A 13694-nucleotide genomic window follows, 5' to 3' on the forward strand; every position below is an offset into this window, starting at 1 on the left:
GGTTAGGCTGCGGTCATGACTACCGACGCCATCCCCGGACAAACATTGCACGCCGGCCGGCTTGTCGCGCGGCGTCTGCGGGCCAGCGGCGTCGATACCGTCTTCACGCTATCCGGCGGACACCTGTTTTCCATCTACGACGGGTGCCGCGAGGAGGGGGTCCGGCTGATCGACACCCGCCACGAGCAGACGGCGACCTTCGCCGCCGAAGGCTGGTCGAAGGTGACTCGGTCACCGGGCGTGGCCGCGCTGACCGCGGGGCCGGGCATCACCAACGGGATGAGCGCGATGGCCGCGGCGCAACAGAACCAGTCGCCGCTGGTGGTGCTGGGCGGCCGGGCCCCGGCGCAGCGCTGGGGGATGGGCTCGCTGCAGGAGATCGACCACGTGCCGTTCGTGGCGCCGCTGGCCCGCTTCGCGGCCACCGCACAGTCGGCGGACGACGCAGGCCGGCTCGTCGACGACGCGCTGCGCGCCGCGGTCGGGGCGCCGTCGGGTGTCGGCTTCGTCGACTTCCCGATGGACCACGTGTTCTCGATGTCCGACGATGACGGCCGGCCCGGCGCCCTCGTCGACCTGCCACCCGGGCCCGCGCCCGACGGCGACGCCCTGAGCCGGGCCGCGGCCCTGCTCTCCGCGGCGCAGCGGCCGGTGATCATGGCCGGCACCAACCTGTGGTGGGGGCACGGCGAAGCCGCCCTGCTGCGCCTCGCCGAGGAACTGCACATCCCGGTCCTGATGAACGGCATGGCCCGTGGCGCGCTACCCGCCGACCATGCGCTGGCGTTCTCCAGGGTCCGCGGAAAAGCGTTGGGGGAGGCCGACGTTGCGCTGATCGTCGGCGTGCCGATGGATTTCCGGCTCGGCTTCGGCGCGGTTTTCGGGCCACAAACCGAGCTCATCGTGGTCGACCGGGTGGAACCCGAGCGCCGCCATCCCCGACCGGTGGCGGCCGAGCTCTACGGCGACCTGTTGACGATCCTCGCGGCGCTGGCGCCCGCGACCGGAACCGACCATCGCGACTGGATCGGCGAACTGCGCACCGCCGAAACCGCGGCGCGCGCCAAGGAGAAGGCCGAACTCGCCGACGACCGCATCCCCCTGCATCCCATGCGGGTCTACGCGGAGCTCGCGCCGATGCTGGACCGCGACGCGATCGTCGTCATCGACGCCGGCGACTTCGGTTCGTACGCCGGGCGGGTGATCGACAGCTATCAGCCCGGCTGCTGGCTGGACAGCGGACCGTTCGGCTGCCTGGGTTCGGGCCCCGGCTACGCGCTGGCCGCCAAGCTGGCCCACCCGGACCGCCAGGTGGTGCTCCTGCAGGGCGACGGCGCCTTCGGCTTCAGCGGCATGGAATGGGACACCCTGGTTCGGCACAACGTGCCGGTGGTGTCCGTGATCGGCAACAACGGCATCTGGGCGCTGGAGAAGCACCCCATGGAGGCGCTGTACGGCTACTCGGTGGTGGCCGAACTGCGTCCCGGAACGCGGTATGACGAGGTGGCGCGCGCCCTGGGCGGGCATGGCGAACTGGTCGCCGCGCCCGGCGAGCTGCGGCCCGCGCTGGAGCGGGCCTTCGGCAGCGGGCTGCCTGCCGTCGTCAATGTGTTGACCGACCCCGAGGTCGCGTATCCACGCCGGTCCAACCTCGCGTGATGAATCCGCGCGGTGAGCCACCGCGTACCGTTGACCTGTGCCTAAGACGACCCGCGCTCAACCCGGCAGGCTGAGCAGCCGCTTCTGGAAGCTGCTCGGCGCCAGCACCGAAAAGGACCGCAGCCGCTCGCTCACCCAGGTCAAGGACTCGTCGGAGTACGACGACGAGGCGGCCGGGCTGAGCGACGAGCAGCTGCGCAAAGCGGCCGGGCTGCTCAACCTGGACGACCTCGCGGACTCCGAGGACATCCCGCAATTCCTCGCCATCGCCCGGGAGGCGGGCGAGCGGGCGAGCGGGTTGCGGCCGTTCGACGTGCAGCTGTTGGGCGCGCTGCGCATGCTGGCCGGTGACGTGATCGAGATGGCCACCGGCGAGGGCAAGACGCTCGCGGGCGCGATCGCGGCGGCCGGATACGCGCTGGCCGGGCGGCACGTGCACGTGGTGACGATCAACGACTACCTGGCCCGTCGTGACGCGGAATGGATGGGCCCGGTCATCGAGGCCATGGGCCTGACGGTCGGCTGGATCACCGCCGAGTCGACCAGCGAGGAACGGCGCACCGCCTACGGCTGCGACGTCACCTACGCCTCGGTCAACGAGATCGGCTTCGACGTGCTGCGCGATCAGCTGGTGACCGACGTCGCCGACCTGGTGTCGCCCAACCCCGACGTGGCCCTGATCGACGAAGCAGACTCGGTGCTGGTCGACGAGGCGCTGGTGCCGCTGGTGCTGGCGGGAACGACCCACCGGGAGACGCCGCGGCTCGAGATCATCAAGCTGGCCGGCCAGCTGGAGGCCGGCACCGACTACGACACCGACGCCGACAGCCGCAACGTTCACCTCACCGACGTCGGCGCCCGCAAGGTGGAAAAGGCGCTCGGCGGGATCGACCTGTACTCCGAGGAACACGTCGTCACCACCCTGACCGAGATCAACGTCGCGCTGCACGCCCACGTCCTGTTGCAGCGCGATGTGCACTACATCGTCCGCGACGACGCGGTGCACCTGATCAACGCGGCGCGCGGGCGCATCGCCCAGCTGCAGCGCTGGCCCGACGGCCTGCAGGCCGCGGTCGAGGCCAAGGAGGGCATCGAGACCACCGAAACGGGCGAGGTGCTCGACACCATCACCGTGCAGGCGCTGATCAATCGCTACGCGACGGTGTGCGGCATGACCGGCACCGCGCTGGCCGCCGGTGAGCAGCTGCGCCAGTTCTACAAGCTCGGGGTGTCACCAATTCCGCCGAACGAGCCCAACATTCGCGAAGACGAGTCCGACCGGGTGTACATCACCGCCGCGGCCAAGAACGACGCGATCGTCGCCCACATCGCCGAGGTGAACGAGACCGGGCAGCCGGTGCTGGTGGGCACCCGCGACGTGGCCGAGTCCGAGGACCTGCACGAGCGGCTGCTGCGCCGTGGCGTGCCCGCGGTCGTGCTGAACGCGAAAAACGACGCCGAGGAAGCCCAGGTGATCGCCGAGGCCGGCAAGTTCGGCGTCGTCACCGTCTCGACGCAGATGGCCGGGCGCGGCACCGACATCCGCCTCGGTGGCTCCGACGAGGCCGATCACGACCGGGTCGCCGAACTCGGCGGGCTGCACGTCGTCGGAACCGGGCGGCACCACACCCAGCGACTGGACAACCAGCTGCGCGGGCGCGCCGGGCGCCAGGGCGACCCGGGGTCGTCGGTGTTCTTCTCGAGCTGGGAAGACGACGTCGTGGCGGCCAACCTCGACCACAACAAGCTGCCGATGGAAACCGACGAGGACGGCCGGATCGTCAGCCCCAAGGCGGCGGGCCTGCTCGACCACGCCCAGCGGGTGGCCGAGGGCCGCATGCTGGACGTACACGCGAACACCTGGCGCTACAACCAGTTGATCGCCCAGCAACGCGCCATCATCGTCGACCGACGAAACACGTTGCTGCGCAACCCAACCGCACGCGAGGAACTGGCCGAGCTGGCGCCCAAGCGCTACAAGGAGCTGGCCGACACGGAGGGAATCTCCGAAGAGCGCCTGGAGACGATCTGCCGCCAGATCATGCTCTATCACCTCGACCGCGGCTGGGCCGATCATCTGGCGTATCTGGCCGACATCCGCGAAAGCATCCATCTGCGCGCGCTGGGCCGGCAGAACCCGCTGGACGAGTTTCACCGCTTGGCGGTCGACGCCTTCGCGTCGCTGGCCGCCGACGCCATCGAGGCGGCCCAGCAGACGTTCGAAACCGCCAACGTCCTCGACGAGGAACCGGGACTGGACCTGTCCAAGCTGGCGCGGCCGACGTCGACGTGGACCTACATGGTCAACGACAACCCGCTGTCGGACGACACCCTATCCACCCTGAGCCTGCCCGGGGTGTTCCGCTGAGCTGAGTCGCGCCGGTGGCGCGGCCAGCGGGGCGTTCGCGCTCGAGTGTGCGCCCAGCCGGGCATTCGTCGTCCAGTCGCGTTAAGGTCACGGCTCATGGAGCCGGTGCTTCCGCCCAATCGGGTGCTGACGGTGCCCAACGCGCTCAGCGCTGTTCGCCTGGCGCTGATCCCGGTGTTCGTCTACGCCCTGCTGGTCGCCCACGCGTACGGGTGGGCCGTCGGGATCCTGATGTTCAGCGGCGCCTCGGACTGGGCCGACGGCAAGATCGCCCGGCTGCTGGATCAGTCCTCACGGCTCGGGGTCTTGCTCGACCCCGCGGTCGACCGCCTCTACATGGTGGCCGTGCCCCTCGTGCTCGCGTTCAGCGGGATCGTGCCCTGGTGGTTCGTCATCGTCCTGCTCGCCCGCGACGGCCTGCTGGCGGCGACGCTGCCGCTGCTGTGGAGTCGCGGCCTGACGGCGCTGCCGGTGACCTACATCGGCAAGGCCGCGACGTTCGCCCTGATGTCCGGATTTCCGCTGGTGCTGCTGGGCACCTGGGACGCGCTGTGGAGCCGCGTGATCGGGGCCTGCGGATGGGCGTTCCTGATCTGGGGCATGTATGCCTACCTGTGGGCGTTCGCGCAGTATGCGGCGCAGATGGTCCTCGTGCTGCGGCGCATGCCCAAGGTCGATCGCGCTTCGCGTCCGTCGGCCGCGGCGAAGGTGGCCGACCATGGCTGATACCGACCGCCTGCTCGGCGGCTATGACCCCAACGCCGGTCACAGCGCGCATGGCGCGTCGCGGCCGACACTGATCCCGGTGCCGTCGCTGCTGCGCGCCCTGCTGTCCGAGCACCTCGATCCCGGCTACGCCGCGGCGGCGGCCAAGCGCGGCGCCGCCGACGCACCACCCGCCGGACGCGGACGGGTGGTCGGCTGGCTCTGGCAGGCGCTGGCGGCGCTGCTGATCGCGACGGTGTTCGCCGCGGCCGTCGCGCAGGCCCGCTCGGTGGCCCCGGGGGTGCGCACGGCCCAGCAGCTGCTGCTGGGCAACGTGCGGTCGGCGGAGGCTGCTGCGGGCAAGTTGAACCAGCGCCGCGGCGAGCTGGCGACGCGAGTCGACGACGTGCAGCGCCACGCCCTGGCCGACGACGCCGAGGGGCAGCGGCTGCTGAAACGCCTTGACGCGCTGAGCCTGGCCGCGGCCAGCACGGCGATCATCGGGCCCGGCCTGAAGGTGACCGTGACCGATCCCGGCGCCAGCCCGAACCTTTCCGACGTCTCCAAGCAGCGGGTCAGCGGCAGCAGGCAGATCATCCTGGACCGCGATCTGCAGTTGCTGGTCAACTCGTTGTGGGCGAGCGGCGCCGAGGCGATCTCCGTCGGCGGTGTGCGGATCGGTCCGAACGTGACCATTCGGCAGGCCGGCGGCGCCATCCTGGTCGACAACACCCCCACCAGCAGCCCGTACACGGTCCTGGCCATCGGGCCGCCGCGGGCGATGCGCGATGTCTTCGACAACAGCCCCGGCATGCAGCGACTGAGGCTGTTGCAGATTTCCTACGGTGTCGTGGTTACGGTGGATGCCGCCGACGGTCTGTCGCTGCCTGCCGGATCGATCCGGGATGTCAAGTTCGCCAAGCAGATTGGGCCACAGTGAGAAAAGTCCTGAACAGACGCATTCCCCTGTGCGAGACGCGGACGGGAAACCACGCATGATCGGTATCGCAGCGCTGGCGATCGGCATCGTGCTCGGCCTCGTTTTTCACCCCGCGGTGCCAGAAGTCGTCCAGCCCTATCTGCCGATCGCGGTGGTCGCGGCGCTGGACGCCGTGTTCGGTGGGTTGCGCGCATACCTGGAACGGATCTTCGATCCGAAGGTCTTCGTGATTTCGTTCGTGTTCAACGTCTTCGTGGCCGCCCTGATCGTCTACGTCGGTGACCAATTGGGCGTGGGCACGCAGTTGTCCACGGCCATCATCGTCGTGCTGGGTATCCGCATCTTCGGCAATGCGGCCGCGCTGCGCCGCAGGCTGTTCGGGGCGTGACGCGCGGGCGACGATGCGGAGCGAAGCGGTGAGGACAAGCGGCGAGTCGAGGTCAACGTGAGCCAGGATCCCGAAGACCGAGCCGGCGGCCAGTCAGCCGCCGGCCACAGTGGTGACGAGTCAACCGGGCCTGCGGGCCCCGGGCCCGCCGCGACCCCGGACCAAGGAACCCCGCGCGGCCGCCACGAGCTGGCCGCGAAAAGCCCCCGCCCCGAAATCGGGGCGGTGCACCGCACGGGGCTGTCGGCGATGGTGCGCGGCGGTCGGTCCCGGATGGCGTTCGGAACGCTGGCCGCGATGCTGTGCCTGCTGCTGGGCCTGGCGATCGTCACCCAGGTCCGTCAGACCGAGACGGGCGACTCGCTGGAGACGGCGCGGCCCGCGGACCTGTTGGTGCTGCTGGATTCGTTGCGGCAGCGCGAGGGCACGCTCAACACCGAGGTGAACGAGCTACAGAACACGCTGAATTCGCTGCAGGCGTCGGGAAACAACGACCAGGCCGCCATCCAGTCCGCGCAGTCCAGGCTGGCGGCCCTGTCCATTCTGGTCGGGGCCGTCGGTGCCACCGGGCCCGGCGTCACCGTCACGATCGAGGACCCCGGGCCCGGCGTGTCGCCCGAGGCGATGCTCGACGTGGTCAACGAGCTGCGTGCCGCCGGTGCCGAGGCGATCGAGGTCAACGACGCACACCAATCGGTGCGCGTGGGTGTCGACACCTGGGTGGTGGGCACGCCCGGGTCGTTGACCATCGACTCCAAAACGCTGTCGCCGCCGTATTCGATTCTGGCGATTGGCGATCCACCCACCCTGGCCGCGGCGATGAACATTCCCGGCGGCGCGCAGGACACCGTCAAGCGCGTCGGTGGGCGCATGTCGGTCCAGCAGGCCGATCGAGTGGACGTGACCACCTTGCGGCAACCAAAACCGCACCAATACGCTCAGCCCGTCAAGTGAGCATCACCCGAACAGAACAGGATCACTCGTGAGCGATATCCCGCCCGATCTGCGCTACACCGCCGAACATGAATGGGTTCGTCGAAGTGGGGATGACACCGTGCGGGTGGGCATCACCGATTTTGCGCAATCGGCGTTGGGCGACGTGGTTTTCGTTCAGCTGCCCGACGTCGGCACCGAATTGACCGCGGGCGAATCCTTCGGCGAGGTCGAATCCACCAAATCGGTGTCGGACCTGTATGCCCCGGTCTCGGGCAAAGTCTCGGCGGTCAACACCGATCTGGACGGCAGCCCGCAACTGGTGAATTCCGACCCGTACGGCGCCGGTTGGTTGCTGGATGTACAGGTATCCGAGGTCGGGGAATTGGACTCGACAATTTCTTCGCTGCTCGACGCCGAGGCCTACCGCGGAACGCTGACCGAATGACGATTGCTACTGTCCCTGCAGCCCCGCACCCGCCGGCGAGCGGCGGGGCCAGGGTACGGGGGAATCGGAGTTTCGGTTCGTCAGGTGGTAGGCGCATTGCAGGCCGGTGCGCGGTACCGTCGACACATCGACCTTTGAATTCCTTCGAGGATCGCTGAAAGACACGTGACAGACACTTTGACAGTACGAAACGGCAGTAATCGGCATACCGGGGAAAGAAACCCGGTGCACAAGCCGGCCGAGCGGCCCGGACAGACAACGCCACAGCAGCCAGTGAGGAGCAGCGCGTGACGGACATGGACAACGACCAGAACTCGGACGAAGTCACGGTAGAGACGACTTCGGTCTTCCGTGCGGACTTCCTCAACGAGTTGGACGCTCCCGCGCAAGCGGGAACCGAGAGCGCGGTATCCGGAGTCGAAGGGCTGCCGGCGGGCTCGGCGTTGCTGGTCGTCAAGCGGGGACCGAACGCCGGTTCGCGATTTCTGCTGGATCAGGCCACCACGTCCGCCGGGCGCCACCCCGACAGCGACATTTTTCTCGACGACGTGACCGTCAGCCGCCGGCACGCCGAATTCAGGTTGGAAAACAACGAATTCAGCGTGGTCGACGTTGGTAGTCTCAACGGCACTTACGTCAACCGTGAGCCCGTGGACTCGGCGGTGCTTGCCAACGGTGACGAGGTGCAGATCGGCAAGTTCCGCTTGGTGTTTCTGACCGGACCCAAGCAGGGTGAGGATGGAGGATCTTCAGGCTAGTGAGCGCACCCGATAGCTCGGCGCTGGCCGGGATGTCGATCGGGGCGGTCTTGGAATTGCTGAGGCCGGACTTCCCCGATGTCACCATCTCCAAAATCCGCTTCCTGGAGGCCGAGGGGTTGGTGACGCCGCAGCGGGCTGCGTCGGGGTATCGAAGGTTCACCGCATATGACTGCGCGCGATTGCGGTTCATCCTCACCGCGCAGCGCGATCACTATCTGCCGCTGAAGGTCATCAGGGCGCAACTGGACGCCCAGCCCGACGGCGAGCTGCCGCCCGTGAAGACGTCCTATTCGGTCCCGCGGTTGGTGTCGGTGGCGGGAACGGGAGATGCCGCCGGGGAACAGGCGCGCTCGGACAGTTCGGCGGTAGCCCCGACCCACGTCCGGTTGAGCCGCGAGGAGCTGCTGCAGCGCGCGGGCGTGGATGACGAGCTGCTGACCGCGCTTCTCAAAGCGGGAGTCATCACCACCGGGCCCGCCGGATTTTTCGACGAGCACGCCGTGGTCATCCTGCAATGCGCCCGGGCCCTGTCGGACTACGGTGTCGAGCCGCGGCACTTGCGGGCTTTCCGTTCGGCCGCCGACCGGCAGTCCGACCTGATTGCCCAAATCGCCGGGCCGGTAGTCAAAGCCGGCAAGGCCGGCGCCCGCGATCGCGCCGACGATTTAGCGCGCGAGGTCGCGGCGCTCGCCATCACGTTGCACACGTCGTTGATCAAATCCGCCGTTCGCGACGTTCTGGATCGCTGAGGACTAGACTTCGGTCGACAGCTTGGTTTTCGGCAGTAGGCGGCTTTTTGACCTCGCCGTCCTGGCGAGTAACCAATTCAACCGGCGCCACAATGCGGAGGGCAGACACAAATGGGTGAAGTTCGTGTTGTCGGCATTCGCGTAGAGCAGCCGCAGAACCAGCCGGTGTTGTTACTGCGCGAAACCAATGGCGACCGTTACCTTCCGATCTGGATCGGTCAGTCGGAGGCCGCCGCCATCGCGCTCGAGCAGCAAGGCGTCGAGCCCCCTCGCCCGTTGACACACGATTTGATCAGGGATGTCATTGCCGCCCTTGGGCATTCGCTGAAAGAGGTGCGGATCGTCGATCTGCAAGAGGGCACTTTCTACGCCGATCTGGTGTTCGACCGCAACATCACCGTGTCGGCCCGTCCCTCGGACTCGGTGGCGATCGCGCTGCGGGTCGGCGTGCCCATTTACGTCGAGGAAGGCGTGCTCGCCCAGGCAGGCCTGCTGATTCCGGACGAGAGCGACGAAGAGGGCGGCACCGCGGTCCGGGAGGACGAGGTGGAGAAGTTCAAGGAATTTCTCGACAGCGTGTCCCCGGACGACTTCAAGGCCACCTAACCCGCCGACGATGCAGCGCGCGTGGCGCGGTGTCGAGGAGGGGGGCAATCGTGTCTGGCCCGCTACCAGCGCTTTGGGATCGACGAGCCGACTGGTTTAGCCTGGATGGCGACATCACGGATGCATCTCAAAGCGCACCGTGATCTCGACACGCTGGCGGATAGCTCGCCGACTTGGCCCCGCGGCGGCCATACTTTGATCGCGACTACAGGCGCGGCGGCTATCGGAGAGCGTAAGCTCTACTAGCACTCGGGCTTGAGCAAACGTGGCTGCGATGCAGCCTTCAGACGCAGCCAACGACGAGAGCGCGATCGCGGAGAGGAACCACCGTGAGCGAGCAGCCACGCCAAGAGCAGCTCAACCTAGCGGACAGCGGTAACCCGGCGCCCAGTGACCGCAGCGTCACCGTAGCCAGCCCGCCCGTACAGCCCGGCCTGTTCCCGGACGACTCCGTGCCCGACGAGCTGGTCGGATACCGCGGTCCCAGCGCCTGCCAGATCGCCGGCATCACGTACCGGCAGCTGGACTACTGGGCACGCACCTCGCTGGTGGTCCCGTCGATCCGCAGCGCGGCGGGCTCGGGCAGCCAGCGCCTCTACTCGTTCAAGGACATCCTGGTCCTCAAGATCGTCAAGCGCTTGCTGGACACCGGGATCTCGCTGCACAACATCCGCGTCGCCGTCGACCATCTGCGTCAGCGTGGCGTCCAGGATCTGGCCAACATCACCCTGTTCTCCGACGGCACCACCGTCTACGAGTGCACCTCGGCCGAAGAGGTCGTCGACCTGCTGCAGGGCGGGCAGGGCGTGTTCGGCATCGCCGTGTCCGGCGCCATGCGCGAGCTGACCGGCGTCATCGCGGACTTCCCCGGCGAGCGGGCCGACGGCGGCGAATCGATCGCCGAGCCCGAGGACGAGCTGGCGTCCCGGCGCAAGCACCGCGACCGCAAGATCGGCTGACGGCGCACCGAACCACACACGATGTCGCGCTTCGCGCGGCCGAGTAAGCTGGGCTGCGCATCGCTTTCGTGCGGGAGAGTTTCGTGGCTGCCAGTCACGGACGCCGAAGGAGCAACACCTCTCCGTCAACCTCTCAGGCACCCGGACCGCGCGACATCATGATGCCTCTGGAAAGCGGTGTGGACCCGTGGGTCCGCACCCGCCGATGGGGAAAGGCGCTCGGGCAGCATCGGGCGCCGAATCTCTCAGGCGCCCGGCGAAACGGGTGAAGACAGAGGGAGAGGGCCGTTAGTCCTCTGCCTTGATACGTCTTCGCCCGTCTACTCAGGAGTTCCAGTGTCCGATCAATTCACTTTCGCAGCTCGGCACATCGGCCCGGACAGCCAGGCCGTCGCGGCCATGCTCGCCGTCATCGGTGTCGACTCGCTCGACGAGCTGGCCGCCAAGGCCGTTCCGGCGGGCATCATGGACCGGGTCGGTGACGGCGGCGTCGCCCCGGGTCTGGACCGGCTGCCGCCGGCGGCCAGCGAGACCGAGGCGCTGGCCGAGCTGCGGTCGCTGGCCGAGGCCAACACCGTGGCGGTGTCCATGATCGGGCAGGGCTACTACGACACCCTCACACCGCCGGTGTTGCTGCGCAACATCCTGGAGAACCCGGCCTGGTACACCGCCTACACGCCGTACCAGCCCGAGATCAGCCAGGGCCGGCTCGAGGCGTTGCTGAACTTCCAGACCATGGTCGCCGACCTCACCGGCCTCGAGGTCGCCAACGCCTCGATGCTCGACGAGGGCACCGCCGCGGCGGAGGCCATGACCCTGATGCACCGAGCCGCTCGTGGCAAGGCCAACCGGCTGGCCGTGGACGTCGACGTCTTCGCCCAGACCGCGGCCGTCGTGGCCACCCGCGCGAAGCCGCTGGGCATCGAGGTCGTCACCGTCGACCTGCGTGACGGCCTGCCCGACGGCGACTTCTTCGGCGTCATCGCCCAGTTGCCGGGGGCCAGCGGCCGGGTCACCGACTGGGCGCAGCTGGTGGAGCAGGCCCACGAGCGCGGCGCTTTGGTCGCGGTCGGCGCGGATCTGCTCGCCTGCACGCTGATCACGCCGCCGGGTGAGATCGACGCCGACGTCGCGTTCGGCAGCACCCAAAGATTCGGCGTGCCAATGGGATTCGGGGGTCCGCACGCCGGCTACCTGGCGGTGCACGCCAGCCACGCGCGTCAGCTGCCGGGCCGGCTGGTCGGGGTATCGCTGGACGCCGACGGTTCGCCCGCCTACCGCCTGGCGCTGCAGACGCGCGAACAGCACATCCGCCGCGACAAGGCGACCAGCAACATCTGCACCGCGCAGGTGTTGCTGGCGGTGATGGCCGCGATGTACGCCAGCTACCACGGCGCCGAGGGGCTGACCGCGATCGCGCGCCGCGTCCACGGTCACGCCGAGGCGATCGCCGCCGCGCTCGCCTCGGCGGCCGACACAGCGCTGGTGCACGACAAGTACTTCGACACCGTGCTGGCCCGGGTGCCCGGGCGCGCCGCCGAGGTGATCGCCGCGGCCAAGGCCAAGGGCATCAACCTGTGGCGGGTCGACGACGACCACGTGTCGGTGGCGTGCGACGAGGCCACCACCGACGACCACGTCGCCGCGGTGCTCGAGGCCTTCGGAGTTCAGGCCGCCGAGCCCGTGTGTGCCGGCATCATCACCCGCACGTCGGAATTCCTCACCCATCCCGCCTTCACCCAGTACCGCACCGAGACGGCGATGATGCGCTACCTGCGCGCGCTCGCCGACAAAGATATCGCGTTGGACCGCAGCATGATTCCGCTCGGGTCGTGCACCATGAAGCTGAACGCCGCGGCGGAGATGGAACCCATCACCTGGCCGGAATTCGCGCGCCAGCATCCCTTCGCGCCGGCGTCCGACACCTCGGGGCTGCGGCGTCTCATCGCCGACCTTGAAAGCTGGCTCGTGCAGATCACCGGCTACGACGCCGTCTCGCTGCAGCCCAACGCCGGGTCGCAGGGCGAGTACGCCGGCCTGCTGGCCATCCACGACTACCACGCCAGCCGCGGCGAACCGCACCGCGACATCTGCCTCATCCCGTCCAGCGCGCACGGCACCAACGCGGCGTCGGCGGCCCTGGCCGGCATGCGGGTGGTCGTGGTGGCCTGCCACACCAACGGCGACGTGGATCTGGACGACCTGCGCGCCAAGGTCGCCGAACACCGCGACCGGCTGTCCACGCTGATGATCACCTATCCGTCCACGCACGGCGTGTACGAACACGACATCGCCGAGATCTGCGCGGCCACCCACGACGCCGGCGGCCAGGTCTACGTCGACGGCGCCAACCTCAATGCGCTGGTCGGGCTGGCCCGGCCGGGCAAGTTCGGCGGCGACGTCAGCCACCTGAACCTGCACAAGACGTTCTGCATCCCGCACGGCGGCGGCGGACCAGGGGTCGGGCCGGTGGCCGTGCGCGCGCACCTGGCGCCGTTCTTGCCCGGGCACCCGCACGCCCCCGACCTCCCGCAGGGCCAGCCGGTGTCCGCGGCGCCCTACGGGTCGGCCTCCATCCTGCCGATCAGCTGGGCCTACATCAGGATGATGGGGGCCGAGGGCTTGCGCGCGGCGTCGCTGACGGCGATCACGTCGGCCAACTACATCGCCCGCCGCCTCGACGAGTACTTCCCGGTGCTCTACACCGGCGAGAACGGCATGGTCGCCCACGAATGCATCCTGGACCTCCGCGGCATCACCAAGTCCACCGGAGTCACCGTCGACGACGTGGCAAAACGGTTGGCGGACTACGGTTTTCACGCTCCGACCATGAGCTTCCCGGTGGCCGGCACGCTGATGGTGGAGCCCACGGAGAGCGAGAGCCTGACCGAGGTCGACGCGTTCTGCGACGCCATGATCGCCATCCGCGGCGAGATCGACCGGGTGGGCGCGGGGGAGTGGCCCGTCGACGACAACCCGCTGCGCGGTGCACCGCACACGGCCGAGTGCCTGGTCGTCGGCGATTGGGATCACCCGTACACCCGGGAGCAGGCCGCCTACCCGCTGGGCACCCAGTTCCGGCCCAAGGTGTGGCCGCCGGTGCGTCGCATCGACGGCGCGTACGGCGACCGCAATCTGGTCTGCTCGTGCCCCCCGGTGGAGGCGTACGCCTGACGGT

Annotated in this window: 12 protein-coding genes and 2 riboswitches; all 12 genes read left to right on the forward strand. The window is 68.6% G+C overall.

The annotated features are described in order from the left end of the window. Positions 1–15: 15 nt before the first annotated feature. The 12 genes from DQP57_RS13510 to gcvP all read left to right on the forward strand — a co-directional run bounded on the left by DQP57_RS13510 (position 16) and on the right by gcvP (position 13690). Entirely contained in the window at positions 16–1659 is a 1644-nt protein-coding gene (locus DQP57_RS13510; protein WP_112633421.1) for an acetolactate synthase, read from the forward strand. A gap of 37 nt (positions 1660–1696) precedes the next feature. Next, positions 1697–4027 (forward strand): accessory Sec system translocase SecA2, encoded by a 2331-nt coding sequence (gene secA2 / locus DQP57_RS13515; protein WP_112633422.1) that lies wholly within the window; start codon positions 1697–1699, stop codon positions 4025–4027. Between the two features lie 96 nt (positions 4028–4123). After that, on the forward strand, positions 4124–4753 hold the full coding sequence (locus DQP57_RS13520; RefSeq protein WP_112633423.1) for a CDP-alcohol phosphatidyltransferase family protein: 630 nt from the start codon (positions 4124–4126) through the stop codon (positions 4751–4753). After that, complete coding sequence (locus tag DQP57_RS13525) at positions 4746–5672, forward strand: DUF881 domain-containing protein (protein WP_112633424.1); 927 nt, start codon at positions 4746–4748, stop codon at positions 5670–5672. Before DQP57_RS13520 ends, DQP57_RS13525 begins: the two co-directional genes overlap by 8 nt. A gap of 55 nt (positions 5673–5727) precedes the next feature. After that, positions 5728–6060 carry a small basic family protein gene (locus DQP57_RS13530; RefSeq protein WP_007170008.1) on the forward strand — a complete coding sequence of 111 codons (333 nt, stop codon included), beginning with the start codon at positions 5728–5730 and terminating at the stop codon, positions 6058–6060. 189 nt (positions 6061–6249) lie between these two features. Beyond that, the gene (locus DQP57_RS13535) at positions 6250–7014 is read left to right on the forward strand and encodes a DUF881 domain-containing protein (RefSeq protein WP_205869116.1); all 765 of its coding nucleotides are present in this window, start codon (positions 6250–6252) and stop codon (positions 7012–7014) included. Between the two features lie 28 nt (positions 7015–7042). Then, positions 7043–7441, forward strand: coding sequence for a glycine cleavage system protein GcvH (gene gcvH / locus DQP57_RS13540; RefSeq protein WP_112633426.1), 399 nt, complete (start codon positions 7043–7045; stop codon positions 7439–7441). Between the two features lie 296 nt (positions 7442–7737). Next, positions 7738–8199: a glycogen accumulation regulator GarA gene (gene garA, locus DQP57_RS13545; RefSeq protein ID WP_369806961.1), complete on the forward strand. Its 462-nt coding sequence runs from the start codon at positions 7738–7740 to the stop codon at positions 8197–8199. Then, positions 8199–8951: a transcriptional regulator FtsR gene (ftsR, locus tag DQP57_RS13550; RefSeq protein ID WP_112633427.1), complete on the forward strand. Its 753-nt coding sequence runs from the start codon at positions 8199–8201 to the stop codon at positions 8949–8951. Before garA ends, ftsR begins: the two co-directional genes overlap by 1 nt. Positions 8952–9062: 111 nt before the next feature. Next, complete coding sequence (locus DQP57_RS13555; RefSeq protein ID WP_007771374.1) at positions 9063–9557, forward strand: bifunctional nuclease family protein; 495 nt, start codon at positions 9063–9065, stop codon at positions 9555–9557. Between the two features lie 329 nt (positions 9558–9886). Continuing rightward, on the forward strand, positions 9887–10516 hold the full coding sequence (locus DQP57_RS13560; protein WP_112633428.1) for a MerR family transcriptional regulator: 630 nt from the start codon (positions 9887–9889) through the stop codon (positions 10514–10516). Positions 10517–10577: 61 nt separating this feature from the next. Then, positions 10578–10675, forward strand: a riboswitch (glycine riboswitch). Beyond that, positions 10676–10801, forward strand: a riboswitch (glycine riboswitch). A 51-nt stretch (positions 10802–10852) separates the two neighbouring features. Next, the gene (gene gcvP / locus DQP57_RS13565; protein ID WP_112633429.1) at positions 10853–13690 is read left to right on the forward strand and encodes an aminomethyl-transferring glycine dehydrogenase; all 2838 of its coding nucleotides are present in this window, start codon (positions 10853–10855) and stop codon (positions 13688–13690) included. Positions 13691–13694: the final 4 nt, after the last annotated feature.

This window comes from Mycobacterium colombiense (assembly GCF_003284935.1).
GTDB lineage: Bacteria > Actinomycetota > Actinomycetes > Mycobacteriales > Mycobacteriaceae > Mycobacterium > Mycobacterium arosiense_A.

Excerpts from the sequence above, each read along its gene's own strand:
- DQP57_RS13510 (WP_112633421.1), top strand. The coding sequence starts at position 16 with ATGACTACCGACGCCATCCCCGGACAAACATTGCACGCCGGCCGGCTT.
- garA (WP_369806961.1), top strand. The coding sequence starts at position 7,738 with ATGGACAACGACCAGAACTCGGACGAAGTCACGGTAGAGACGACTTCG.
- DQP57_RS13555 (WP_007771374.1), top strand. The coding sequence starts at position 9,063 with ATGGGTGAAGTTCGTGTTGTCGGCATTCGCGTAGAGCAGCCGCAGAAC.
- DQP57_RS13520 (WP_112633423.1), top strand. The coding sequence starts at position 4,124 with ATGGAGCCGGTGCTTCCGCCCAATCGGGTGCTGACGGTGCCCAACGCG.
- DQP57_RS13525 (WP_112633424.1), top strand. The coding sequence starts at position 4,746 with ATGGCTGATACCGACCGCCTGCTCGGCGGCTATGACCCCAACGCCGGT.
- DQP57_RS13530 (WP_007170008.1), top strand. The coding sequence starts at position 5,728 with ATGATCGGTATCGCAGCGCTGGCGATCGGCATCGTGCTCGGCCTCGTT.